The organism is Vreelandella neptunia (assembly GCF_022489065.1).
Classification (GTDB): Bacteria; Pseudomonadota; Gammaproteobacteria; order Pseudomonadales; family Halomonadaceae; genus Vreelandella; species Vreelandella neptunia_A.
On record NZ_JAKVTW010000005.1, the window covers coordinates 194,532 to 220,577 of the forward strand.

Annotated in this window: 22 protein-coding genes; 20 read left to right on the plus strand and 2 right to left on the minus strand. The window is 51.5% G+C overall.

Annotation, left to right across the window (positions count from 1 at the left end):
- Window positions 1-19: 19 nt before the first annotated feature.
- The 17 genes from MLE19_RS09920 (at window position 20) to MLE19_RS10000 (ending at window position 18,846) form a co-directional block, all read left to right on the plus strand.
- Window positions 20-3,415 carry a tetratricopeptide repeat protein gene (locus MLE19_RS09920; RefSeq protein WP_240718020.1) on the plus strand — a complete coding sequence of 1,132 codons (3,396 nt, stop codon included), beginning with the start codon at window positions 20-22 and terminating at the stop codon, window positions 3,413-3,415.
- 407 nt (window positions 3,416-3,822) lie between these two features.
- Complete coding sequence (locus tag MLE19_RS09925) at window positions 3,823-4,512, plus strand: cell division protein ZipA C-terminal FtsZ-binding domain-containing protein (RefSeq protein WP_240718021.1); 690 nt, start codon at window positions 3,823-3,825, stop codon at window positions 4,510-4,512.
- 125 nt (window positions 4,513-4,637) lie between these two features.
- Window positions 4,638-5,408 carry an amino acid ABC transporter substrate-binding protein gene (locus MLE19_RS09930; protein WP_240718022.1) on the plus strand — a complete coding sequence of 257 codons (771 nt, stop codon included), beginning with the start codon at window positions 4,638-4,640 and terminating at the stop codon, window positions 5,406-5,408.
- Between the two features lie 82 nt (window positions 5,409-5,490).
- Window positions 5,491-6,159: an amino acid ABC transporter permease gene (locus MLE19_RS09935; RefSeq protein ID WP_240718023.1), complete on the plus strand. Its 669-nt coding sequence runs from the start codon at window positions 5,491-5,493 to the stop codon at window positions 6,157-6,159.
- Window positions 6,156-6,911, plus strand: coding sequence for an amino acid ABC transporter ATP-binding protein (locus MLE19_RS09940; protein WP_240718024.1), 756 nt, complete (start codon window positions 6,156-6,158; stop codon window positions 6,909-6,911). The genes MLE19_RS09935 and MLE19_RS09940 overlap by 4 nt, the downstream gene beginning before the upstream one ends.
- Before the next feature lie 281 nt (window positions 6,912-7,192).
- The gene (gene rpsT / locus MLE19_RS09945) at window positions 7,193-7,459 is read left to right on the plus strand and encodes a 30S ribosomal protein S20 (RefSeq protein WP_022521977.1); all 267 of its coding nucleotides are present in this window, start codon (window positions 7,193-7,195) and stop codon (window positions 7,457-7,459) included.
- Between the two features lie 136 nt (window positions 7,460-7,595).
- Window positions 7,596-9,179: a murein biosynthesis integral membrane protein MurJ gene (gene murJ / locus MLE19_RS09950; RefSeq protein WP_240718025.1), complete on the plus strand. Its 1,584-nt coding sequence runs from the start codon at window positions 7,596-7,598 to the stop codon at window positions 9,177-9,179.
- Between the two features lie 65 nt (window positions 9,180-9,244).
- Window positions 9,245-10,372, plus strand: coding sequence for a bifunctional riboflavin kinase/FAD synthetase (gene ribF, locus MLE19_RS09955; RefSeq protein ID WP_240718026.1), 1,128 nt, complete (start codon window positions 9,245-9,247; stop codon window positions 10,370-10,372).
- Window positions 10,356-13,217, plus strand: a complete 2,862-nt coding sequence (gene ileS, locus MLE19_RS09960) for an isoleucine--tRNA ligase (RefSeq protein WP_240718027.1) — start codon at window positions 10,356-10,358, stop codon at window positions 13,215-13,217. The genes ribF and ileS overlap by 17 nt, the downstream gene beginning before the upstream one ends.
- Before the next feature lie 37 nt (window positions 13,218-13,254).
- The gene (gene lspA / locus MLE19_RS09965; protein ID WP_240718028.1) at window positions 13,255-13,752 is read left to right on the plus strand and encodes a signal peptidase II; all 498 of its coding nucleotides are present in this window, start codon (window positions 13,255-13,257) and stop codon (window positions 13,750-13,752) included.
- Window positions 13,753-13,788: 36 nt separating this feature from the next.
- On the plus strand, window positions 13,789-14,235 hold the full coding sequence (gene fkpB / locus MLE19_RS09970) for an FKBP-type peptidyl-prolyl cis-trans isomerase (protein WP_240718029.1): 447 nt from the start codon (window positions 13,789-13,791) through the stop codon (window positions 14,233-14,235).
- A 30-nt stretch (window positions 14,236-14,265) separates the two neighbouring features.
- Window positions 14,266-15,246, plus strand: coding sequence for a 4-hydroxy-3-methylbut-2-enyl diphosphate reductase (gene ispH, locus MLE19_RS09975; RefSeq protein ID WP_240718030.1), 981 nt, complete (start codon window positions 14,266-14,268; stop codon window positions 15,244-15,246).
- A 35-nt stretch (window positions 15,247-15,281) separates the two neighbouring features.
- Complete coding sequence (locus MLE19_RS09980; protein ID WP_276322404.1) at window positions 15,282-15,707, plus strand: type IV pilin protein; 426 nt, start codon at window positions 15,282-15,284, stop codon at window positions 15,705-15,707.
- A complete protein-coding gene (pilV, locus tag MLE19_RS09985; RefSeq protein ID WP_240718031.1) occupies window positions 15,694-16,140 on the plus strand; it encodes a type IV pilus modification protein PilV in 447 nt (148 codons plus the stop codon). The genes MLE19_RS09980 and pilV overlap by 14 nt, the downstream gene beginning before the upstream one ends.
- On the plus strand, window positions 16,137-17,246 hold the full coding sequence (locus MLE19_RS09990; protein WP_240718032.1) for a PilW family protein: 1,110 nt from the start codon (window positions 16,137-16,139) through the stop codon (window positions 17,244-17,246). Before pilV ends, MLE19_RS09990 begins: the two co-directional genes overlap by 4 nt.
- Window positions 17,246-17,677, plus strand: coding sequence for a hypothetical protein (locus MLE19_RS09995; RefSeq protein WP_240718033.1), 432 nt, complete (start codon window positions 17,246-17,248; stop codon window positions 17,675-17,677). The genes MLE19_RS09990 and MLE19_RS09995 overlap by 1 nt, the downstream gene beginning before the upstream one ends.
- Window positions 17,678-17,823: 146 nt before the next feature.
- Window positions 17,824-18,846 (plus strand): tryptophan--tRNA ligase, encoded by a 1,023-nt coding sequence (locus tag MLE19_RS10000; RefSeq protein WP_240718034.1) that lies wholly within the window; start codon window positions 17,824-17,826, stop codon window positions 18,844-18,846.
- Between the two features lie 730 nt (window positions 18,847-19,576).
- Here the strand turns inward: MLE19_RS10000 and MLE19_RS10005 are convergent.
- Window positions 19,577-20,917, minus strand: a complete 1,341-nt coding sequence (locus MLE19_RS10005; RefSeq protein ID WP_306420907.1) for an HD domain-containing phosphohydrolase — start codon at window positions 20,915-20,917, stop codon at window positions 19,577-19,579.
- Window positions 20,815-21,312: a hypothetical protein gene (locus MLE19_RS10010; RefSeq protein WP_240718036.1), complete on the minus strand. Its 498-nt coding sequence runs from the start codon at window positions 21,310-21,312 to the stop codon at window positions 20,815-20,817. The genes MLE19_RS10005 and MLE19_RS10010 overlap by 103 nt, the downstream gene beginning before the upstream one ends.
- 495 nt (window positions 21,313-21,807) lie before the next feature.
- Here MLE19_RS10010 and MLE19_RS10015 point away from each other — a divergent pair, with 495 nt between their 5' ends.
- From MLE19_RS10015 to MLE19_RS10025, 3 genes are all read left to right on the plus strand, one after another.
- Window positions 21,808-22,821, plus strand: coding sequence for an AI-2E family transporter (locus MLE19_RS10015; protein ID WP_240718037.1), 1,014 nt, complete (start codon window positions 21,808-21,810; stop codon window positions 22,819-22,821).
- A 141-nt stretch (window positions 22,822-22,962) separates the two neighbouring features.
- Window positions 22,963-24,174 (plus strand): YeeE/YedE family protein, encoded by a 1,212-nt coding sequence (locus MLE19_RS10020; RefSeq protein WP_240718038.1) that lies wholly within the window; start codon window positions 22,963-22,965, stop codon window positions 24,172-24,174.
- Between the two features lie 179 nt (window positions 24,175-24,353).
- Entirely contained in the window at window positions 24,354-26,033 is a 1,680-nt protein-coding gene (locus MLE19_RS10025) for an NAD-dependent malic enzyme (protein WP_276322405.1), read from the plus strand.
- The last annotated feature ends 13 nt before the right edge of the window (window positions 26,034-26,046 follow it).

The window sequence follows — 26,046 nt, forward strand, 5'->3', positions numbered from 1 at the left end:
TTCTATCGCGTTGATTATCATGTCCCGAAAAACACAGCTGCTTGCCAAAAACGTTACCATATCCCTCACCCAAGCGCGCAAGCAGACTCAGCGTTTTCCCAATGATTCAGCTGCTTGGATACAGCTAGGAGCAGTGCTCAGCCAGCGTAATGAACAGGACAAAGCGTGCCTGGCGCTGGAGAAAGCGGTGGCACTCGCGCCCAATAGCCACGAAGCCCTTGTGCGGCTGGCCGATGTTGAGCTGCTCCAGCACAAGCCGCTGCAGGCTCTAGAAAAGCTAGAGCTGGCTCGCGAGATATTACCAGATTCAGTAATCGGCTGGGTGATTACGGCTAAGGTCTACCTGGAGCTCGCTCGGGTAGATAAGGCGGTTGAATGTGCGCAGTCGGCGGCGCAGCTTGAGCCAAATAACCTGCAAGTATTGGATGTTTTGAGCAGAGCGCTAAGTGCTAGTTATCGCTACGATGAAGCCATCGATGCCCTTGATCAGCTTATTAAAATGGATCCCCATAACTTCTCGCACTGGAACAATGCGGGTAATTTGCGCCGTGACCTGGGGCTTATTGAGGAGTCCTACCGTTTCTATCGCAGGGCTGCCGAGATTAATGCCAACAGTGCTATTGCCTATTCAAATCACCTAACCGCAATGCACTACGACCCGATGGCGAGTCGTGAGGAAATAGCCAAGTTGGCACATGGCTGGGAGCAGCGCTATGCGCCCAGCCATGTGCCGCCTCGCCCGGTGCCTGCTGATCGTCAGCCAAACAAACGGCTAAGAGTCGGGATGCTTTCCGATGGGCTTCGCAACCACCCGGTTGGGAAAATGATTGTTCGTTGTCTGGAAAGCCTGGATCCGGCGCAAATTGAACTTTACGCTTACACTTCCAGTGCGATGGCCGACAATATCACTGATCGAATCAAGAAAATGACGAGTGCGTGGCAGTCGATTCGTCATATGTCGGACGATGACCTTGCCAGCCAATTTCGAGAGGATAAAATTGATATTCTTATCGATCTCTCTGGCCATAATGCTGGGACACGTATGCGTGTTATGGCCATGCAGCCCGCGCCGCTGCTGGTGAAATGGGTGGGGGGGCTCATTAATACAACGGGTGTTAAAGCCATTGACTACTTAATGAGTGACCACATTGAAACACCCGTTGGCGAGGACGAATTTTATACCGAACAGCTCATCCGCTTGCCAGATGACTATATTGTGTTTGACCCACCGGTCAAGCGCCCTGAGATTGCTGAGTTGCCAGCCAACCGCAACGGTTTTATAACTTTGGCCTGTTTTAATAATCCAACCAAGATCAATAGCGTCACGCTGGCTCGTTGGGCGGCCATCATGCATGATTTGCCCAATTCAAAACTGCTACTAAAAGGCCGCCCCTACACCAGTGAAACCTTTTGTGAGCGTCTTTATAGCGCGATGGAAGCCGAGGGCATTGAGCGCGACCGGCTAATAATTGAGGGCCCGGGCGGCAACTATGAACTGCTTGAAGCCTATAATCGCGCCGATATCGCCCTCGACCCATGGCCTTACTCCGGTGGGTTAACTACCTGCGAAGCGTTTCTCATGGGCGTGCCAGTGATCACGATGCCTGGCCCAACTTTTGCTGGTCGCCATAGCGCTTCTCACTTGGTTCATGCCGGGATGCCAGAACTGGTGACCCATAGTTGGGAGGAATATCACGCCCGTGTGCTAGAGCTAGCCAGTGATTTGGAAAGTTTAGCCATCATTCGTCGCAGTTTGCGGCAAGTTCTGCTTCAATCGCCTGTATGCAATGGCCCCCGCTTCGCTAAGCATTTCACCCAAGCCATGCGCGCCATATGGCAACGCTACTGCGAAGAAAAAGCCCCGGAAGCGCTGACATTCAGTACATCTGGTGAGTTCTGGTTTGAGGACGATAAAAAGCTGCTGGATATTCACGTAGAAGAGAGGCCCGCCGCTAAAACCGATGAGTTCCAGTGGGAGCTGAAAGGCAAGCTCGTCGTGATGGATAACAGCGCCAAGCTCATCAAGACCGGCGCGGCCATAAAACTTTCAAAACTTAATGCATTCACCATTCTCGTTTTCGACCCGGCAAGCACCCTGCAAGACCCATCGGCTTATGACGAGCATGAACACATCCAGCTTTTTCAACATGCTCTACTAGGTGATGGCCAGCCGACAAAATTGAACGCTTGCCTAGATCCCGCACTAAGCAGCACGCTTACTCCGCTACGAGAAAACCAACTGCCTGAGCACCGCAGAAAAGGTGCTAAGGTGCTTGCCCAGTTACCCATCAATACGGTCGCGTTGGATAACATAGAGGGCTTGCCTAGTCTGGATTGGTTCATCCTAGACGAACTGAGTGACGCCGTCGCCATTCTTGAGCATGGCCACAATAAGCTAAAGGATACGCTGCTTATTCAAGCCCGCGTCGCTTTTCAGCCAACACATGAGCGTCAGCCAAGCCTTGTAGAGTTACAGCACTGGGCCAGTCGCAATGGTTTCCGTTTTTACTGCTTCATTAACGAGCAGCACCATAGCTATTTGCCGGAGAAAGTGTCTAAGGAAAAGCGCCTCGCTACCGAACTACAAAGTGCAGATGCCATTTTTCTTCCTAACTTCGCACGCATGGAAGAGCTTACTGAAAATCAATCAATTAAGCTCGCCTTCTTGTTGTATACGGTGTACGGCATTAAAGATTTGCCTTTTACATTGTTGAAACAAGTAGATGAAGAGAAGGCTGAAAATTATCTGATGGCGGAGGGGATGGTGGGGATTAGGGCTCCTACTGTTACTTCAGCGAACGATAATAACGGTCTACCAACAAAAGACACACAATCGTTTCCGGTGCCTGATGCACCTTTTATGTCGTCTGCTGAGCGTGACTTGTTCTTGAAGAGTATAAAGCGGGCAAAACACTATTTTGAATTTGGTTCTGGTGGTTCTACCGTGTGGGCAGTGAGAGAAGGTTTACTGGTGAAGGGCGTGGAAAGCGATGCCAAATGGGTCAACGCTTTGAAGGATAAGTTGGGTGAAAAATGCCAAATCGAAGCAGTCGATATTGGCCCAACTCAGCAGTGGGGGTTTCCTGTCTCTATGCAGCAAGCACCAGAGTTTTCGACTTACAGTAATGCCATCCATCACCATGACCAAGAGTTCGATTTGATACTTGTCGATGGACGTTTTCGTGTCGCCTGCACGATGGCCACTATTCAACATATTCTTGAGTACTCAACTGAGCCTCAGGAAGCACGTATTTTCATTCATGACTTTTGGAATCGGCCCCAATATCATGTTGTTTTGCCGTTTTTGGAAGCAGTGGAAAAAGTAGAGTCTGCAGGGCTTTTCAAAGTGGCCCAAAACGTAAGTAAAGAGGATGTTGCGACTCTTTGGGAGGAATATAAAGCACAGCCTCAGTGATAGGTACGTATTCTTATTTATCAAATTTTAAAGCGTTCTATGCATGTGCGGTTCAGGAATAAGTGTCACCCGCAAAGTATAGCGCGTAATAAATGAGCTATAAGGGGTTATCGAAGATACTCAAGCCATGCAAATGCCTTGATGAAACAGACATGAACGAAGACTAACAAAGAGGCTGTTGGTCATTCTGGCTGATACCGTTAAGCAGCAACGTGAACATACGTTGGCGCTGCTATTTTTTTGTTGCTATTTACCACAGGGTTTCGTTTCTCTCAGAAGCCTCTGCTAATTTATTAGCTTGCTAAAGTTGACCTTCCCGCTTCTCTTCGTTATTAAGTAAGTTATAGTGAGCCTCAGGGAATGATAATAATTCAGCTCACGTATTCTTACTTGGCGGGGAAACCACAATGGATCCGCATAAACTGGCGGTAACGTTAGCTATCGCAGCAGGCTGGCTAAGTTTCAACAGCCTTATCATTTGCATATATTTTTTACTAAGTGGCAGAGGCGTGCTGGAAAGTGGGATGTGGAGAGGTGGGGAGTGGCTAAAGCTTGGAAAGCCATTCGCTCCTAACGATAAAAGCATCGAATTGCCCGTTCACCCCTCTACTGCCGCTGCGCAGGTGAATACCTCCTCTACGCTACCTGAACAAAATAGCGTAGAGGAGGTAGCCCCTGAACAGGATGAGGCTGATGAATACAGTGCGGCGCATGTGCTTTTTGTCATGTATAGCCAGCCCGATATTGCGGTCAATAAAAAGCTTCAGCTGTGCTTACAAAAATGGGAGGCGCATTACGAGACCGATTTGCAGGTATACAGCGTGCCTGGGGTTACACCCCAAAATTCTCTGCGCGTTGCCAATGCTTACCCGCCTGGTGTGATGCCTGTGATGGAATCGTTTCAACAAGCAGATAATCTGATCCGTGGTGTGAGCGTGATTCTCAAAAAGCCTAAGCGCAAACGCGGATTTGATAAGGTTCAGTTGGAAAAGCTTATCACGTTTACTCAAGAGCTAGCTGCGCTTGGAGGTGAGATATTGGATGCCCAGCGCCAAGCGGCCACCTCGGAAACGTTTTACGCTATACGGCACAAGTAGCCGTCAGAGTGAGTTGTATATTCTAATAAAGAATAAAAAATATTGTTAATATTCTTTTATTCGCTTTTGGCGCAGGGGTAAGATATGTCCAATAGCGTTGAGTATAGCCAAAAGGAATAAAACCGATGCCACTAACACGCACGTTTAATCTTACTTTAGCCGCGCTCTCGCTGAGTGTTGCCAGTGGTTTGTTCGCCGCTTCTGCCCAAGCCGATACGCTACGTGTGGGTATGTCCGGCGGTTATTTCCCCTTTACGTTTGTAGAACAGGACGAGCTTAAAGGCTTTGAAGTTGATGTCATGAACGCCGTGGGCGAGCTTTCAGGCGATGACATTGAATTTGTGACGGCAAGTTTTTCAGGCTTGGCAGGTATGCTTGAATCGGGCCGTATCGATACCATTGCCAATCAGATCACGATCACCCCAGAGCGTGAAGCGAAGTATGTATTCACCGCACCTTATGTATACGACGGCGCGCAAGTTGTCGTGCGGGCGGGCAATGACGCTATCAAGGGGGTCGAGGATCTATCTGGTAAAAGCGTTGCGGTGAACCTGGGGTCTAACTATGAGCAGCTTTTGCAAGAGTTACCCAATGCCGATGAAATCGATATTCGTACTTATGAATCCAACATCGAGCAAGATGTGGCCTTGGGCCGGGTCGAGGCGTTTGTGATGGATCGCGTGAGCGCTACGCAGGTCATTAAAGAGAAAGGCTTACCATTAGAACTGGCTGGCCAGCCGTTCTCGACCATTGAGAACGCACTGCCGTTCCGCGATGACGAGGCGGGCCGTGAACAGCGCGACCGCGTTGATGCAGCGCTTTCTGAGTTGCGCGATAATGGCGATCTGCGTGAGATATCAGAAAAATGGTTCGATACTGATATCACTCAGCCTTAACGCCTGACCTGATCCGTTTAACGCGGCCGTGGCATTGCCACGGCCGTTTGCTTATAAGCGATTTAGCCTATGTTTAATTATCATGCTTAACCTCGAATATATGTGGGGGCTGTTGCCGGTTCTGCTGCGCTATTTGCCACTCACGTTACAAATGGCGACCATCGCCATGTTCTTTGCGCTGATACTGGCGTGCCTGCTGGCGGTGGTTCGCGTATCGAAAGTACCGGTATTAAACGCGTTTTCGATGCTGTTTATCTCGTTTTTTCGCGGTACGCCGCTGCTGGTTCAGCTATTTCTTTTCTACTACGGCTTACCTCAGTTGGTGGAGGCGTTGGTGGCGATCAATGGCGTAACGGCGGCAGTGCTAGGGCTAACGCTGCATTTTTCGGCCTATATGGCGGAGTCTATTCGTGCGGCGATTGTTGGGATTGATCGCAGCCAGACCGAAGCGGCGCTCTCCATCGGCATGACCCAGTCGCAGTTAATGCGCCGCATCATTCTGCCCCAGGCAACCCGCGTGGCCACCCCAACGCTGATGAACTACTTCATCGATATGATTAAAGCGACCTCGTTGGCCTTTACGCTGGGGGTCACTGAACTCATGGGCGCTACGCAAAAAGAAGCCGCAGGCAGCTTTCTCTATCTAGAGGCATTCTTGCTGGTGGCGCTGATTTATTGGGCGATCGTTGAGGTGCTTTCCTGGGGTCAGCGTCGGTTAGAAATTTATCTGAATAAGGCCTATCAACGATGATTTCGCTGCAAGGCATCACCAAACGGTTTGGCGCCCATACGGTGTTTGAAGATATCGATTTGAGCCTTTCCCAGGGCGAGATTATCGTCATCATCGGCCCTTCCGGTACGGGTAAATCGACACTGCTGCGCTGTATTAATTTTCTTGAAAAGCCCGATGCGGGGCGCTTAACCGTCGGCGATTTGAGTGTTGATACTCAGCGTGCCAGCCGTGCAGACATTTTGGCGCTGCGTCGGCGTACTGCATTTGTGTTTCAGAACTACGGCCTGTTCGCCAATAAAACCGCGCTGGAGAATATCAGCGAAGGCATGATCGTGGTGGATAAGCTGCCTAAAGCCAAAGCCCATGCGCGGGCTAGGGAAATTCTTGAGCGCATTGGTCTGGCGGATAAAGCAGATGCGTACCCGGCTTCGCTCTCAGGTGGTCAGCAGCAGCGGGTCGGTATTGGTCGGGCCATGGCAGCCAATGCCGATGTGATCCTGTTTGATGAGCCTACCTCTTCCCTTGACCCGCAGTGGGTAGAAGAGGTGCTGAGTTTGATGAAGCAACTGGCAGTAGAGCGTCAGACCATGATTGTGGTGACTCACGAGATGCAGTTCGCTCGGGATGTGGCAGATCGCGTGGTGTTTATGGACGAAGGCGGCATCGTTGAACAAGCGCCGCCAGAGGAGTTGTTCACTGCCCCCAAAGATGAGCGAACGCGTCACTTCTTGCGCAAAATTTTAGCGCCGACTGGGCAGGCGGTGCCTTGAGATGAAGCGATGGTAGTTGAACCCCTTTGAGTACATTGACAACTGCTAGCAAGCACGCATGGTGCGTGATAGACTATGCCATCCTCTCAGACAAGACCCGTAGATGGGCAGCCTTATTTAACTGCCTGTGATACGTTTTGGTAGGCTGAATCACCTGCCAAATCAATCGGTTATTAAAGTGTCATGTTGTGGAAATGTCGTGCTGCATTGGCGCAGCCGACGAAACATATTTAATTTCGTTGTCGTTTTTCGACAACCTTTATTCTCCAAGGAGATACCCTGTGGCGAACAGCAAGCAAGCTCGCAAGCGCGCCCGCCAGGCCGAGAACCGTCGCGTCCTGAAATCCAGCCAGCGCAGCATGGTCCGCACCTACATCAAGCGTGTAGTGAAAGCGATCGGCACCGGCGACCACGCTAAGGCAATGGAAGAGTTCAAGGCCATGCAGCCGGTCGTTGACCGTATTGCAGACAAAGACGTGCTGTCTAAGAAGAAAGCAGCTCGCCTGAAGAGCCGTTTGAACAAGCGTATTAAGGCACTGGCGGCGTAAGCCGGCAGGCGCCATAAAAAACCGGCTGCGGCCGGTTTTTTTGTGTCTGGATGTTTTTTGCTCGATGGTTCTTCTAGGCGGTTTTTCTAGATAGTTTTTCTAGATGATTTTTCTGGATAGTTTTTCTGGACAGCTCATGACGGCGAAGAAAATACCCAATACGTCCCCCAGTAACGCGATAGCCCGTCGCGGGCTAATGCGCTCTGGGCTTGTGGTCAGCGCTATGACCATGCTGTCGAGAGTGCTGGGGCTGGCGCGCGATGTTGTGGTTGCCACCTTTTTAGGGGCGGGCAGCGGCGCCGATGCGTTTTTCGTAGCGTTTAAGATTCCTAACTTTCTGCGCCGTCTGTTTGCAGAAGGGGCCTTCAATCAGGCCTTTGTCCCGGTGCTTTCGGAGTACTCTACCCAGCGAAGTCGTGAAGAGATCCGCGAGCTGTTGAATGCCACCGCCGGGAGTTTAACGGCCATACTGGCACTGATTACCGCCTTGGCGATGCTCTGCGCGCCATGGTTGATTTGGGTATTTGCCCCTGGGTTTGGGCGTGACCCTGAAAAGCTAGCGCTGACAGCCGATATGCTGCGCTTAACGTTTCCCTATTTACTGCTCATATCGCTGACTGCGTTTTCAGGCAGTGTGTTGAATACCTGGAACCGCTTTGCCGTGCCGGCGTTTACGCCCGTATTGCTGAATCTATCGCTGATTGGTGCGGCGCTTTTTCTAATGCCGCTGATGGAAGAGCCTGCCATGGCGCTGGCCTGGGGCGTGTTGATTGCCGGGGCCGCTCAGTTGGTTTTTCAGGTGCCGTTCCTGCTGAGGTTGGGGTTGATGCCCACGCCGTGGCCAAATTTTGCCCACGAGGGCGTGCGGCGCATTCTAAAACTAATGGGGCCAGCGCTCTTTGGGGTCTCGGTATCGCAAATTAACCTGCTGTTGGATACCGTGTTGGCTTCATTACTGGCGGCGGGTAGCGTGTCTTGGCTCTATTACTCGGATCGTTTGGTAGAGCTACCGCTGGGCGTATTTGGCGTAGCCATTGGCACCGTGATTCTGCCCGCGCTCTCTAAACGCCATGCTGATCAATCCAAAGAGCACTTCGCAGCCATGCTGGATTGGGCTATTCGGATTGTTCTGCTGCTGGGGCTGCCAGCGGCACTGGCGCTGGCCGTGTTGGCCGAGCCGCTGCTGATCACGCTATTTCATTATGGCGCGATGACTGACAATGACATCCAGATGGCGGCAATGAGCCTGCGCGCTTACGCCTTTGGCTTGGTAGCCTTTATGCTGATCAAAGTATTGGCACCGGGCTTTTTTGCCCGGCAGGACACCAAAACCCCGGTAAAAGTAGGCATTATCGCCATGGTCGCTAACATGGTGTTTAACTTACTGCTGATTTGGCCGCTGGCTCATGCCGGGTTGGCGTTGGCCACCGCGCTGTCAGCCTTCTTAAATGCGGGCTTGCTGGGTTACTTGCTGCATAAGCAGGGAGTGCTGGTCTTTCAGCCGGGCTGGAAGCGTTATGCGGTGCAGTTGTTAGGGGGTAGCACCTTGATGTGCGCGGCACTCTATTTTGTGGCGCCTGACTGGCAGTCGTGGCTCACGTTTGGTCTTTGGCAGCGGATAAGCTGGGTCACAGGGTTAGTATTACTAGGGGGCGCGCTCTATTTCGGGTGGTTAGCGGCACTGGGTTTACGCGTTCGTCATTTTAAAATGCACTCATAACGCTGCACCCAGTTGGGTGCGGCGTTATAATCAGAGGCTTTATGTCCTCCAACGGCTGAGGTGCCATGCGCGTTATTCGAGGTCTGCACAACTTGAGGGCGGCTCATCGTGGCTGCGTTGCGACCATTGGTAATTTCGATGGTGTGCACCGTGGCCATCAAGCCATCCTTCAGCAGTGCCGTGAACATGCCGCACGCTGGAGTGTGCCGCTGACGGTGGTGGTGTTCGAGCCCCAGCCCCGCGAGTTTTTTGCCGGTGATCAAGCGCCGCCACGTTTGACCCGGCTGCGTGAGAAAGTGCGGCTGCTGCGCGACTTTGGCGCGGAACAAGTGCTGGTTCTGCCATTTAACGACGCGCTGCGCAGCCTTACCGGGCGTGAGTTTATCGATCAGGTATTGATCGAGGGGTTAGGCGTTAAGCACTTGGTGGTAGGCGATGATTTCCGCTTTGGCTGTGATCGCCGCGGCGATTTTGCGCTGCTGGCGGAAGTGGGCAGTGAACAGGGGTTTGGCGTTGAGCACACCCGCACTTTTACCGTGGATGACGAGCGGGTTTCCAGTACGCGGGTACGCACGTTGCTGGCTAGCGGCAACTTTTCCGCCGCTGCACGCTTACTGGGCCGCCCCTATTCGTTACATGGCCGTGTCGTGCGTGACCAGCAGTTGGGTCGCACGATTGGTGTCCCCACCGCCAACTTGCCGCTGCTGCCGCAGCCATTAACCCTGCGCGGCGTCTTCGCGGTGGTCGCCGAGTTGGCAAGTGGCGAACGCTACCCGGCAGTGGCGAATGTGGGCTTTCGCCCCACGGTCGGCTCAGAACGGCCGACGCTTGAGGTACACTTGCTCGATTTTAGTGGTGACCTTTACGGCCAGCGCATGACGGTGTTTCCCTGCGCGCGCCTGCGGGGTGAGGTCAAGTTTGACGACCTTAAGGCCCTGAAAGCGCAAATTGAACGTGATCAGGCCCGCGCTCGCCACTATTTAACGGCGGCAGTAGTTGGGCAAAACAGTGCTGATCAAAACAGTGCTGATCAAGACAGTTCTGAACAAAACAGTTCTGAACAGGACTATTCTCTTCCGCTGGCCTCGGCCCCGCTTGGGCGTGAGACGATGTCTTCAGATACTGGGTCTTCAAATACGATTTCTTCTGATTCTTCTTCGGCGGATGATGCCGCCGATGCTAACAACGGCTGACGAGACCATGGATTATAAGCACACGCTGAATTTGCCTGAAACTGACTTCCCCATGCGCGGCATGTTGCCGAAGCAGGAGCCTGGGCGGGTTTCCCAGTGGCAGGATATGAACATTTACCAGCGCCTGCGTGAAGCTCGCGCGGGCGCGCCGCTGTTTGTGCTGCACGATGGCCCTCCCTACGCCAACGGCAGTATCCATATTGGTCACGCTGTTAATAAGATTCTTAAAGATATTATCGTTAAGTCGAAGAATTTGGCCGGTTTCGATGCGCCCTATGTCCCCGGCTGGGATTGCCACGGCCTGCCCATTGAGCACAAAGTCGAAACCACTCACGGTAAGCACCTTGAGGCTAGTAAAGCGCGTGAGTTATGCCGTGAATACGCCGGTGCGCAAATTGAAACGCAGCTGGCCGACTTCGTGCGTTTGGGCATTATCGGTGATTGGGATCACCCTTATCGCACCATGGATTTTGCCAATGAAGCGGGTGAAATTCGCGCCTTGGCTGAGATGGTCGATGCGGGCTATGTATTTAAAGGCTTGAAGCCGGTTAACTGGTGCTTCGACTGTGGTTCGGCGCTAGCAGAAGCCGAAGTTGAGTACGCCGATAAAAAGTCCGACGCTATCGACGTTGCCTTTCCAGTGGAAGATGCTGAAAAGCTTGCCGCAGCGTTTGGTTTAACTGAGCTGGCGAAGCCTACCGCCGTGGTGATCTGGACCACCACGCCGTGGACCATTCCTGCCAACCAGGCGCTGAACGTTCATCCGGAGTTTACCTACGCGCTGGTGGATACCGGCGAGCGTCTGCTCCTTTTAGCCGAAGAGCTGGTGGAGAGCTGCTTAGAGCGCTTCGGTTTGCAGGGCGAAGTGGTTGCTACGACCCAGGGCAAAAACCTCGACCTGATCAATTTCCGTCACCCATTCTATGATCGCCTCTCGCCAGTCTATCTAGCTGAGTATGTCGAGTCTGAGGTGGGTAGTACCGGTATCGTTCACTCAGCGCCTTCCTACGGCATGGATGACTTTATCACCTGTCGCGAGCATGGCATGGAGTTCGACGACATGCTCAACCCGGTGCAGGGTAACGGTGTGTACGCTGATGACTTGCCGTTCTTCGGCGGTCAGATGATCTGGAAGGCCAACCCCCAGATCGTCGAAAAACTAAGCGAAGTCGGTGCGCTGATGGCGCATATTCCGATCAAGCACAGCTACATGCACTGCTGGCGCCATAAAACGCCGGTGATCTACCGTGCCACGGCGCAGTGGTTTGTGGGCATGGATATTCAAGGCAAAGACGGCAAGACCCTGCGTGAGCGTGCTTTGGAAGGCATCGAAGCCACGGCGTTCACGCCCGCCTGGGGGCAGGCGCGCCTGCACAGCATGATCGCTAACCGCCCGGACTGGTGTATCTCCCGCCAGCGTAACTGGGGCGTGCCGATTCCGTTCTTTTTGCATAAGCAAACCGGCGAGCTGCACCCACGCACCGTCGGGCTGATGGAAGAAGCTGCGAAGCGCGTTGAGCAAGAGGGCATTGAGGCTTGGTTCAAGCTCGACACAGCAGAGCTGTTGGGTGCGGAAGCCGCAGAGTACGACAAAGTCACCGATACACTGGATGTTTGGTTCGACTCCGGCACTACACACCGCCACGTGCTGCGCGGCTCGCACCCTCATGGTCACGAAAGCGGCCCACGGGCTGATTTGTACTTGGAAGGTTCTGATCAGCACCGTGGCTGGTTCCACTCGTCGCTGCTCACCGGCTCGGCGATTGATGGTCATCCGCCGTATCGCCAGCTTCTGACCCACGGTTTTACCGTCGACTCTCAGGGCCGCAAGCAGTCTAAATCGCTGGGCAACGTGGTCGCGCCCCAGGAAGTGATGGATAAGCTAGGCGGCGATATTCTGCGCCTATGGGTCGCCTCCACCGATTATTCCGGTGAAATGGCCGTCTCCGACGAGATTTTGAAGCGCACCTCCGATGTCTATCGCCGGATTCGCAACACCGCCCGCTTCCTGCTTTCGAACCTTAACGGGTTTGATCCAGAGAAAAACCAAGTGGCGTTTGGCGATATGCTGGCGCTGGATCAGTGGGTCGTGGATCGCGCGGCTCAGCTTCAGGCGCGCATTGAAAAAGCCTATGAAGAGTACCGCTTCCTGGATGTGTACCAGCAGGTGCACGGTTTCTGCGCGCGAGAGCTGGGTGGCTTCTATTTAGATGTGATTAAAGACCGCCAATACACCACCCAAACCGACTCACTGGCACGCCGTAGTGCGCAAACCGCGCTCTATCACGTGGTGGAAGCACTAAGCCGCTGGATTGCGCCGATTCTCTCCTTCACCGCAGAAGAGATCCACGAGAACATTCCTGGTAAGCGCGGCGACAGCGTGTTGCTTGAGACCTACTACACTGACCTTGGCACGTTGGAAGAGGGCGCGGATCTTGGCCGTGCGTTCTGGGAGCAAGTGCTGGAGGTTAAGCATTCGGTCAATAAGTGCCTGGAAGACGCCCGTAATGCCAAAGTCATCAAAGGCAGTTTGGCAGCGGAAGTCACGCTGTATGTGAGCGATGAGCTTCAGGCAACGTTGGCTAAACTGGGTGATGAGCTGCGCTTTGTCATGCTCACCAGCGAAGTCACGCTCAAGCCTCTTGCTGAAGCCGGTGATGTAGCGGCGGAAACAACGGAGCTTGAAGGCTTGAAAGTGGCGGTCAACGCCAGCAATAACACCAAGTGCGAGCGCTGCTGGCACCACCGCCCGGATGTGGGTACTCATGCTGACCATCCGGATCTATGTGGGCGTTGTATCAGCAACCTTCCCGAAGGCAGCGGTGAGATTCGTTACTATGCTTAAAGAAGGAAATACGCCTGATACAAACGTACGTCCAACGATGCAACGGCCACTGCGCTGGCTATGGCTAGCCGTGGCGGTGATCGTGCTGGATTTGGCCACTAAATACGTGGCCAGCAGCCAGCTCGGTTATGCGCAGCCGGTAGAAGTGTTGCCATTCTTTAACTTGACCCTGCTACACAATACCGGCGCGGCGTTCAGCTTTTTAGCGACCCATCCCGGCTGGCAGCGCTGGTTCTTCGCGATTATTGCCATTGGCGCTAGCGTGGGCTTAACAATTTGGCTGATGCGCATCAAGCACGATGAAAAACTATTAGCGATAGCGCTGCCGCTGATTATTGGAGGCGCCTTGGGCAATCTTTACGACCGTTTAGTGCATGGCTATGTGGTCGATTTTCTCTCTTTCCACGCCGCTGGGTGGTACTACCCAGCGTTTAACGTGGCAGATATTGCGATTACCCTAGGGGCGGTCGCTTTAATCTGGGAATCTATTATGGGCGAGCGGCGGCGCAAAAAAGTGGCCGATGCTTCCCATTAATCGAACATTGAGAACAACTGACTATTGAGAGCGGTAATGAGCGACTATCTGATCGATGACGGTATGGAAGTGACGCTACACTTCACCTTAAAGTTAGAAGACGGCACGTTGGTGGACTCCACCAAAGACAAAACACCGGCCACGTTTGAGTTTGGCGACGGTAATCTGCCGCCCGGGTTTGAGCACCCCATTAAAGGCCTGGCCGCGGGGCAGGAGGGTACTTTTCAGATCACCCCAGAGCATGCCTTCGGCCAGCACAACCCGCAAAATATTCAGACCCTGAAGCGGGCTGATTTTGGCGATGAAGCGCCAGAAATTGGTATGGTGATGTCGTTTGCCGATAAAGCGGGAACGGAATTGCCTGGTGTGGTCAAAACCATTGACGGTGACCGTATTGAAGTGGACTTCAATCACCCACTAGCAGGCCGCACGCTCACGTTTGAAGTAGAAGTACTGGACGTTAAGCCGGTGACCACTCATTAATTAGATGCCATGTCGCATCAAGGTGCTCTTATGACAAGCACGCAGCAAGCACAGCCTATCGAAATCAAACTGGCCAACCCACGAGGTTTTTGTGCCGGTGTGGACCGCGCCATTGACATCGTCAATCGCGCACTGGATGTCTTTGGCCCGCCTATTTATGTTCGCCATGAGGTGGTTCATAACCGCTTTGTGGTTGAAACGTTGCGTGACCGTGGCGCTGTGTTTGTTGAAGAATTGGATGAAGTGCCGGACGACGTTATCGTCATTTTCTCTGCCCACGGCGTTTCTCGAGCAGTACAGGCTGATGCGGAACGGCGGGGCTTAAAGGTATTCGACGCCACTTGCCCATTAGTGACCAAGGTGCACTTAGAAGTGTTGCGCTACGCTAAGCGTGGACAGGAGTGCATCCTTATCGGTCATGAAGGCCATCCGGAAGTTGAAGGCACCATGGGGCGTTATGACACCTCCCACGGTGGGCGTATCTATCTAGTGGAAGACGAAAAAGATGTCGCTAAGCTAGAGGTACGCGACCCTTCCAAGCTGGCCTTCGTGACCCAAACGACGCTCTCGATGGATGACACCGCCAAGGTGATCGCTGCGCTGCGTGATAAGTTTGCTGAGATTCAAGGGCCACGCAATGATGACATCTGCTACGCCACACAAAACCGTCAGGATGCGGTACGTGAACTAGCCGCCCAAAGCGATTTATTGCTGGTGGTGGGTAGCCCGAATAGCTCTAACTCCAACCGTTTGAGGGAGCTTTCTGAGCGCATGGGCACACCCGCCTACTTGATCGATAACGCTGAACAGATTGATCCACTGTGGCTTGAAAATGTCGCGCGCATTGGCGTGACGGCAGGGGCTAGTGCCCCAGAAGTGTTGGTTAAAGGTGTTATCACCAAACTTCAAACCATGGGCGCTGCTATGCCCGAAGAGTTACAGGGTCGAGAAGAAACTATTACCTTCTCAATGCCGAAAGAGTTGCGTGAAAAGGTGATTGCCAGTAGCTAATGCAAAGCGTATTGGTTTGCGACATACTAAAGAGTATGAGCCAACTAATACAGGAGCAAAGCCGCGTGCCTTATGTTTCTCATCCTACCTCTGGCCGACCTTCACTTAGCGGCCAGCGCGGCTTTACTCTCATTGAGTTAATGATAGTGGTGGTGATCATCGGCATCATCGCCTCTATTGCCTACCCCAGCTATACCCGCTACGTGCAAAAATCCGTCCGAACCGACGCCCATGCAGGCCTAATGCAGGCTGCCTCTGAGCTTGAGCGCTGTTATACGCGCTCTTACACCTATAGTGATTGCAACATTAGTGAGTCTTCTCCCGAAAACAACTATGAGATTGAGTCGAGTATTAGCGGTAACGGCTATTTACTGACCGCGACTCCTCTTCAAAATGATGGTTGCGAAGGGAATATAACCTTAAGTTCAACTGGCGAAAGGTTGCCCGATGCCTGTTGGTAAACAGAATCAACAGCGTGGCTTTAGCTTAATAGAGGCGCTCATCGCGCTGGTGGTTCTCTCTATCGGCCTGATTGGTGTGGCGGCTATGCAGTTGAAGGCGCTGCAGAGTGCGAATGCTGGTTATCAGCGCTCGGTAGCAAGCGTCGCGGCAGTAGACGCCCAGGAGAGGCTATGGGCAAATCTTGCCTCGCTTGAAAAAGGCCAAAACTGCAAAGATATCAACGCCTTTGCCGTTCAGTCCGGTTGGAGAGAAGACTGGTTTTACGGTGGAGATTCAACGCCGCTGCGCAATGCTATTGTAGCGCAAAGTGGTATTGAACCAGATAGTGGCAACGATAAATGTCAGTTCACAGTCACTCTGGTGCTAGGTGAGGATAACAATGACAAGCTTGACTACATTTTTAGCCTCCCATTCCTCGAGAGCTCGCCATGAACCAGCGTCAAAATGGCTTTACATTGGTTGAGTTGATGGTGGCGATGGCGATTGGAACGGTCATTATATTAGGCGCTGGACAGCTGTTTTTAACGACCTATCAAACATTTCAAACCGTCGACCAAGTAAGCCGTAAGCAGGAAAACTTGATTTTTATCGCTCAGCGAATAACTAGCGAGATACGTCAAAATGGGCCAGGACGTTACACCCTGCGGTGTGAACTAGATTATGGTAATTGCAATTGTACGGTGGCAGATAAAGAAGAAAGTGGTCAACCGTTAATCAGTTTTCTCAAAGATTTACCAAACGGTTATTTGGAAAGTCAATGTGTTGAGCAAGAACACGAGCTAGGAGAACGTGTGCCTGGGGATGCGCCGCTTTATCAAGTGAAACTGCCATTAGAGAAAAACGGTGAGGGGATTATATTTCATGTCCTGGAGCGGCAGGGCGTATATGCTAGCCTCTTTGATACTCCAACAAGCCGCGAGGGTAGAGGAGATGCCGTGATCGCGGGAGGTGCTGTGAGCGGAACAGAAAATATTCTTGTCAGTGAGTCAACGGTTAATTCCAATTTAGGTCTGTCGACCTTACCTTCTCCACAGTCAAGCAACTCACATATTTTATACACCGGATATATTAAGAACTTTAGTAATCTGGATAATGTAGTTGCTACTTGCAATGAAGGTGAAATAACCTCTTCTTCAAGTATGGCTTTTTATTGTAATGGTAATATAAACAATTTAAATTTAGCTGAACTAAATGGAAAGGTGGTGGTGGCAGAGCAAGGTATTTCAATGTATCAAAATAATAATTCCTCGGTTTCAGATGTCGCTATTGTCGCTGGTGGTGCAATTAATTTTAATGGCAATAATGCCAATGCATTTTTTCGAGGACTTATTTGGGGTGCTGGTAGTGTCAATTTAAGTATGTCTGGTGTTGATTTTGTTGGTAGTGTTATCGCAAGTGGGTCGGTTGTGTTCAATAATGTTAATAGTATTAATGCCGATCTGAGTGTTTGGGAATTGCTTTCAGTTTATGGTTATGATTTTTCTATGCGTCAAGCATTAGAGGATTTGTCGGAAAATATTAATTTCGGTGATGGCTAATGACTTTATATCACCGCCAGAAGGGGGCTGCATTGGTCATTGTTATGGCGTTGCTAGCCGGGGCACTGTTATTGGGAACTGCTGGCATGCAATCAGCAATAATAAATGAGCATTTGGCGGGTAACTACCGGTTAGTAGCGCAAGCTAACATGAATGCAGAGTCTGCTTACTCAAGGGTTTTTGAAGAGAGTCTCGAAACAATAAACTGGGGTGGTGAGTCTTATGATCAAGATGATATTGAAAAAATGCGCTGGGAAGAAATTAAAGATCTTGGACAGGTAGTAGATCAATGTGAGGAGAAGGCGTCCCTTTGTTTTTATTTTCCGTTGATCGTGAATGGCAAGGAGTGTTTCGTAGCTTTTGGGACTGTAAGTAATGAACAGGAAGAACCGCTTGCCTTTAGTGATCCGTTTTTTCTATTTGTCAATTAAAAATTATGCGAAATGATTGAGGCATAATGTTTATATAAATTTCAATACTGCCAGCATGTATTGTAAAACTAAGTTCTGCTAGTCGCATACCTGGATTCATACCAGTATCATGCTGTTATGTACGTTCAATGATGAGCCTGGAAACTATGAGTCAAACTCCCAAAACCCGTGTTCTTACCGGTATCACCACCACCGGAACTCCCCATTTAGGTAACTATGTCGGGGCGATCAAGCCTGCCATCGAGGCCAGTCAAGATCCCAACGTTCAGTCGTTCTACTTTTTGGCTGATTACCATGCGCTTATAAAGTGTCCAGATCCTAAACGTGTTCAAGAATCACGCCTGGAAATTGCCGCTACTTGGCTGGCGCTGGGACTAGACACCGACAACGCGATTTTCTATCGCCAGTCGGATATCCCGGAAATCCCTGAGCTTACCTGGATGCTCTCCTGTGTATGCGCCAAAGGCCTGATGAACCGTGCCCATGCCTACAAAGCAGCGGTGGCAGAGAACGAAGAAGCAGAAAACCAGGATCCTGATAAAGGTATTACCATGGGGCTGTTTGGTTACCCCGTGCTCATGGCGGCCGATATTCTGATGTTCAACGCCAACAAAGTGCCGGTAGGTCGTGATCAGATCCAGCACATTGAAATGGCCCGCGATATTGCCGGGCGTTTTAACCACCTCTATAAAGGTCAGCACTTTGTACTCCCTGAGGCGGTGGTAGACGACAAAATACAGCTACTGAATGGCTTAGATGGGCGCAAGATGTCCAAAAGCTACGATAATACGATCCCGCTCTTTTCGCCCGAGAAGAAGCTCCAAAAGCTGGTACGTAAGATCAAAACCAACTCACTGGAACCTGGTGAGCCGAAAGATCCTGATACCTGCACGCTGTTCCAGATTTATTCAGCCTTCGCGACAGCAGAAGAGACAACCAGCCTCCGTGAGCAATATGCTGCGGGCATTGGTTGGGGCGATGCAAAAAATCAGGTGTTCGAATATTTGAATGCCCACTTAAGCGCTCCCCGTGAACGTTACAACGCATTGATGGAAGACCCCGCCCACATCGAAGCGATCTTACAGAAAGGTGCCGAGCGGGCCAGAGAAGAAGCGGCTGTGACGATGGATCGGTTGCGTTCAGCGGTTGGCCTTGGTCGGTTTGTTTAAATCCATATGGTTTCTAGCTAGCTAGCTTGATTGATTTCCCCTTAGCGAGAAAGGGCGCTTTAACCGAGACATGCAGTATTGAAAAAAATGCTATTGAGAAAAAGGTCGCCTTCGGGCGACCTTTTTCTTGTTATCAACGGAGAAAAACCGATACGCTGAAGTACATTTAATTTATGATAGATATGTTTGCGAGGCTATCGATATGAGCAGCAGAAAGCAACGTAGGATGGGCCAGATTTTTCTGTTTTCACACGACCAGGACCCAAAGCGGTCCTTTCGGTAAATTCTGACCGGTAATGAATGCCTGAAAAAGATCGACGTATATACTTCTATACTACCGCTTGCTCAGCCATTTCTAAGTAAGGCCCCATCTGTTTTTATTCTAAAATATCTGACAGTACTTTTAAGCTACCTATGCTCTACGGGCAGTTGCAACGTTCTCAAGTTTTCATGCAACGGCATCTCAGCTCAGCGAAGCTTTGGTCCGACGCATCGTGTATGTGCGATAGATTGCCGCATCTTGATCTATTTTTGTTAGCCAGACTTTAATAAGAGAGTCACTCCAAGCTGAGCCCAGGTGCTGCAGATAGAAAGCCGTCGTCGCCATCCCAAAAGCAAATATGGCCTGGCACCAGAGGAACTTGATCAGTCTCTGTTCTACTAGATAATTATGAGATGCCCAGCCATTTTCTATGTTGGGCAATCTCATTTCAGGGCAGTGTGTCTCTACTTATACTTTAATCACTTTTACCCCGTAATCAGCGGGGTTGACGATTTCTTGTAGTTCACCGATCTGTGACAAATCTCCTTCGCTAATAACGCTGCTAATATTAGTATCCGGAAAGCTCAAGTTCTTAACAATATTGACCTGTTTAGGTATGCCCTTACTGTCGGTGTCCATCACCCAGGCAAGGAAACCTGCTGAGTATTTAGCCAGACTCCCAATTGGGTAAAGTCCGTATACTTGGATGTACTCAATCAGAACGGTTTTGTCGTAAGCCGCGCTGGTCTCATGGATTCTTCGGTAGGCTTTAAGCGGTGAGCGAGGAGGTTCTCCATTACGCCCGTGCAGCAGCTTGTTGATTGCCTTGATGACTGTGACTAGCCTAATAAGAGTCGACAGCTGTTCACCGTGCTTGCCAGAGGGGTAACCAGAGCCGTCCAATCTCTCGTTGGCTTGTTCTATTACCTCGCGGCAGGTGGGGCTTGGCACCCAATTTAACTCACTCAGCTTCCTATTTAACTCTTCAATGTGGCCGCTCAGGATAGCTTTCTGTGCCGGATTCATATTGACCTTGAGAGATGGCAGTTCGGCGCTGATCAGAAGCGGCTTACCCATGGTGTGTAATAAAGCACCCAGCACGGCTTCACGCACCTGGGGGGAGTGCGGGTCTCTGGCCAGTAGCATGTCAGCCAGCTGACCGGCTACCTGAACGGCATGCCTCACCCAATCTGGTTCATCACGAAGGAATGCCAGGGCATAAAGAAAGGTTTTGCGATCCTGTTCGACAAGATAACGCAATGTGTCGACGCAATCGTAAAAGAGCTCGCTAGGGAATACAGAGCGAGTCCTCATATGCATCAGCCCTACTTGGAGTTGATGCGACACATCTACAACACCTCGTTCCATGGGTGACTGTCGGGCGCGCTTCTCACGATTTTGTGCTTCTCTTTGCAGCAGTTTTTTCTCTTTGGCACCAGCAACGAACAGGGGGGAGTGATGAGTGAGTTTATCGTTAGTCCCTGTTCGGAAAGCAGCCTCTCTTTCGGCCTCATTGACGTACTGAAATAAGGCCTCTGTCTGAGACGTCGTTAAGTTAATGAACTCAATCCCAAGCGCTGCATAGCCCTGGTTACCCAAGGGACGTATATGTCGGACTTTACCTGCTGCAAAAAAGCTTACTCCGTTGGGGAATTCTAGCGTGATTCCTGGGATTTCCTGCTTTACACTAATTGCGATACTCTCCGCTAAATCGATGTCAACCATACAACCGCCCACGGATAAATTGCGCAGCCTGGCCGGAACGTTGAGTTCATGCATATAAATTTCGAGATTGACGCGGGCCTGCATGCCAAGAATAAAGGGAATGCGTACCGCGCTCCCCTATTCTCTTGAACGAAGACTGATTCTGGAAGCTGGCACTCCAGACGATATAGCGCACTGTCCATTTTGATTAAGTTGGCGGCAACGCTGCTGAGGCTGTAGGTCTCACGCTCTGTGGCGTGTACGCCTTTTAGAGCCTCAAGGTCGAAGCTCACGCCACCGTTGACTAAATAATCTTCAATATCAGATCCTGCATAGTCTACCTCCAGCACTAAACGACCAGTACTCAGGTTCAATTCTACAATATGCGCCTTTAAAGCGTAGGGCATGTCCTTGGCATAGATAGACAGCTCATGGGTATGCTGGAGCAGTGAACGTATGACGTTTGCTGAAGGATTTTTATACAAAGCAGAGACGGACATCTGAAATACCTATGAGTGTGCTAACGGTTTTAAATTATCTTTCAGGGGAGAGGTCATGCTTAAAAGTATAATTTATTTTAGTTAGTAAAATAATCAATTCGTCATCAAATTGTAGGTTTTGAAACGTCTAGTAATGCAAAATGGTATGTTTGCCTACCTAGGCTATCCATGCTGGCAAGTTATTTCCCTATAGCATGCCTGGAGGGATACCCAAACCAGGGTCGTTTTTTTCAATACCGATCCTCTCATATTTCGCTTTTCCTCTTTAGAAATCCTCATGGCAGTCCTTTATCTATCGGGCGTCCCTTTAATCAGAATAATGAGTGCCTGTAAAAAATTGTCTCAACCCATCTTGTATAAAAGCTGTGATACGGCCTTAGGTGGCGGCCCATTGAGTGGGCTATTGACCTATAGTAGTGGTCATCGATGGCACGTATGTTTTCTATTTCGGTGTTAGCTTGCTGCTGTCAACGCGTCTACAAAAGGGAGTAGTGAATGCGATCAAGGAAGCGGCATCAGACGTTTACGGAGTGTGCATTGATAGCATTAACGCTGGCGGTCGTGGCGTTAATGCTATGGAAACTGGTAGGGCTACTGATTTTGATCTTTGGGGCGGTAGTCGGTGCCTGCATCTTGCAATCGTGTATGTCGCCACTTTTAAAGCTAGGTACACCGCGATGGCTCGCGTTGTTAATGGTGATTGTTGCGTTGACCTTGGCATTAGCCTTAATAAGCTGGGCGTTTGGTGCCCAGGTGTCTGCTGAGTTGGAGTCGTTGGCGGTGCTATTACCCGATGCGTGGGAACAGCTGCAGGAACGGCTTGAAGGTTCTCAGCTAGCCCCCTTGCTTGATGACGCGGCAGGGCGGGCGAGAGATTTATTTGGAAACGGCATTTCGCAAGTTGGGATGATGGTGGTCTCAATGGGCGGCAGTGTGGTCAGCTTCTTTGCGCTGATTGTGGGCATGGTTTATTTCGCTGCGCAGCCGGGGCTTTACCGCCGAGGGCTGCTGTTACTGGCGCCGATAAAAAGCCGCCCAAAATTGGGTGATGCATTGGATGAGAGCGGGAAGGCGCTACGTTATTGGTTGGGCGGGCAGTTAGTCGCCATGGTGGTCACTGGGATATTAGTAGGCATCACTATGTGGCTCTTGGGCGTGCCCGCCCCGCTTGGCTTGGGCTTAGTGGCGGGGCTATTGGATTTTGTGCCCCTGGTGGGGCCGATGATTGCCGCTATTCCTGCATTACTGCTGGCCTTTACGGTGAGTCCTCAAACCACGCTGTTTGTGCTGATTGCGTATACGATTATTCAGCAGATAGAAGGCAATATTATACAGCCATTGGTACAGCAGCGGGCCGTTCACTTGCCGCCTGCGATGCTACTGTTTTCATTGTTTGCCGCCAGTACGCTGTTTGGCTTGGCTGGCCTGATTTTGGCCGCACCGCTGACCGTGGTGGCGTTTGTGTTGGTGAACCGTCTTTACGTAACACGTGAGGAAGAGAGCTCATAGAAAAAGTTAATCGTGTTAAATAACGTCGCACAAATAATTGTACGTCTATTATAGGCAGCGTTAAGCTTGTCACCATGACTCAAACTAGTTGGAAGCGCTTGTTGATGAACAGACGCTTTTGGCATTGCTAAAGGTGAATGTATGTCGACTACGACTGTTGCTGCGCCGCAGAGCTATCGCGTGCCGCTGATAGCCACTGCGGCGATTGTAATTGGTGCGTTGCTGGTGGGGATGGTGTTCGAAGCCAATACCGGCCTGCTGATGATTGTTGGCGGGCTATTTGGCATGGTGCTGTACCACGCTGCCTTTGGCTTTACTGCTGCGTGGCGGGTATTTATTACCGAGCGTCGTGGGCGTGGCCTGCGTGCGCAAATGGTCATGCTGGCCATTGCCGTGGTGCTGTTTTTCCCCGCATTGGGTGCAGGAACCCTGTTTGGTAATGAGGTGTCGGGCTTTGTGGCACCTATTGGTATCTCTGTACTGGTAGGGGCGTTTTTGTTTGGATTAGGGATGCAACTGGGCGGCGGCTGTGCGTCCGGCACGCTGTTTACGGCAGGTGGTGGTAACGCCCGCATGTTGATTACCCTGGTATTCTTTATTGTGGGTTCAGTGATTGGATCTGCGCATTTTGCTTGGTGGCAGAGTTTGCCTGCTTTTCAGCCGGTATCACTGGTGAATGTCGCCGGGGTTAGTGGTGGGATTGCGATTAGTCTGGTGCTGTTTGCTGCGATTGCGGCCTTTACCTGGGTGATGGAGAAACGCCGTCACGGTCAGTTAGAACAAGCGCCTATCGTCACTAAGCATGGCTATGCACGTTGGCTGACGGGGCCTTGGCCGTTAGTGGCGGGTGCGGTGGCATTAGCGCTGCTGAATTTTGTTACCTTGGCACTGGCAGGCCGTCCTTGGGGAATTACCTCTGCGTTTGCGCTATGGGGCGCAAAAGGTTTTGAGTTAGTGGGTGGCGATGTCAGTCAGTGGGGCTATTGGCAGGCACCGGGTAATGCGGCAGCCCTTGAGGCTAGCGTATGGAGCGATATTACCACGGTCATGAACGTCGGCATTATGCTTGGCGCACTAGCGGCCGCGAGTTTGGCAGGTCGTTTTGCACCTAACTTTAAAATCCCGTTAAAGTCTGTTCTTGCAGCGATCATCGGTGGCCTCTTGCTGGGCTATGGGGCGCGCTTGGCGTATGGCTGTAACATCGGTGCTTACTTCAGTGGCATTGCCTCAGGCAGTTTGCATGGTTGGATATGGTTGGTAGCAGCGTTTGCTGGCAATATGCTCGGCGTTAAGCTGCGGCCATTTTTCTTCGCGGGAGTAGAGGGACGCAAACCCACTGCAAAAACCGCCTGATTTAGTTTTAAAGTCTCTATTACGCCTCGATTTAGTTGCCCTAAATCGGGGCGTTTTTATGTTCACAGGGTCGCACTCTTCTACCTTTGTCTCAGGAGCATGTTACATTACGTCCAAACGCCGCAAACGCCCGATTTTGCTGCATCGCAGCAGTGATTGACATAAAAAAGAGAGTGCTTATGACTACCCAGAGTAAACGCCCCCTATACCTTCCTTACGCCGGTCCTTCTCTGCTCGAAATGCCGCTATTGAACAAAGGCAGTGCGTTTACTCAGCAGGAGCGCTTGGCGTTTAACCTGATTGGTTTGCTGCCGCAAAAGGTGGAAACCATTGAGGATCAGCTGGAGCGGGTCTATCGCCAGTATCAGCAGTGCCATAGTGACCTTGAAAAGCACATCCATCTGCGCGCCATTCAAGATGACAACGAAACGCTCTACTTCCGCTTGGTTTCCCAGCACCTTGAAGAGATGCTGCCGATTATCTACACCCCCACGGTGGGGCAGGCGTGTCAGGAGTTCTCCAATATTTATCGTAACCACCGTGGGCTGTTTATTAGCTACCCTGACCGCGAGCATATGGATGACATCCTGCGCAGCGCCACGAAAGACAACGTAAAAGTCATCGTAGTGACGGATGGCGAGCGCATTTTAGGTTTGGGTGACCAGGGCATCGGTGGCATGGGGATTCCGATTGGAAAGCTGGCGCTTTATACCGCCTGTGGTGGCATCAGCCCCGCCTACACGCTGCCGATCATGATTGATGTGGGCACTAATAACAAAGCGCTGCTGGATGACCCCATGTATATGGGCTGGCGCCATGAGCGGGTTGGCCAAGAAGAGTACGATGCTTTCATGGCGGAGTTCATTGCCGCTGTGAAGCGCCGCTGGCCTAACGTGCTCTTGCAGTTCGAGGACTTTGCCCAGGCCAACGCGGTGCCATTGCTGGAACGTTATCGTGACGAGCTATGCTGCTTTAACGATGACGTACAGGGCACGGCTTCTGTGGTGGTCGGTACCTTGATGGCGGCTTGTCAGGCTCGGGATGAGACGATTGCCCAGCAGCGCGTGGTATTTGTCGGCGGTGGTTCAGCCGGGTGTGGCATCGCCGAGCAGGTGGTTGTGGCCATGGAAGCTGAAGGTTTGACCGAAAGCGAAGCGCGAGCGCGTATTTTCATTGTTGATCGGGATGGTTTGATGACCAGCGATCAGGTGTGGCAGCGCGATTTCCAGCGCCGTTTAGCGCACGATCCTTCCCTCGTGGTTGAGTGGAATGGCCAGGGCTTGGAAGAGACGATTGCCCAAATCAAACCAACGGTACTGGTCGGTGTCTGTGGTCAGCGCGGTATCTTTACCGAGCAAGTTGTACGCACCATGCACGCAGGCTGTGAGCACCCGGTGATCATGCCGCTGTCTAATCCTACTTCCCAAGCTGAAGCGGTGCCGGAAGACGTCATCCGCTGGACCGATGGCCAAGCCCTGGTCGCCACCGGCAGCCCCTTTGCGCCGGTGGTTTATAATGGCCGCACATATCCGATTGCTCAGTGCAACAATGCCTATATCTTCCCGGGCATTGGGTTGGGCGTGATTGCCGCCAGTGCCAGCCGCGTCACCGATGAGATGCTGATGAGCGCCTCGCGGGCGCTGGCCCGTGAAGCACCGCTGGTAAAAGAGGGCAAAGGGGCGCTTCTGCCGCCGCTGTCGCGTATTCGCGATATCAGTAAATCGATAGCTTTTGAGGTTGCCGCACAGGCGCAGCAGAACGGCGTGGCGCTGAAAACCAGCGGCACGACCCTGAGGGAGTTGATTGAAAAGGCGTCCTGGTCCCCGGATTACCGCACCTACCGTCGCCGTGCTTTTTAAGCGCATAGCTAAA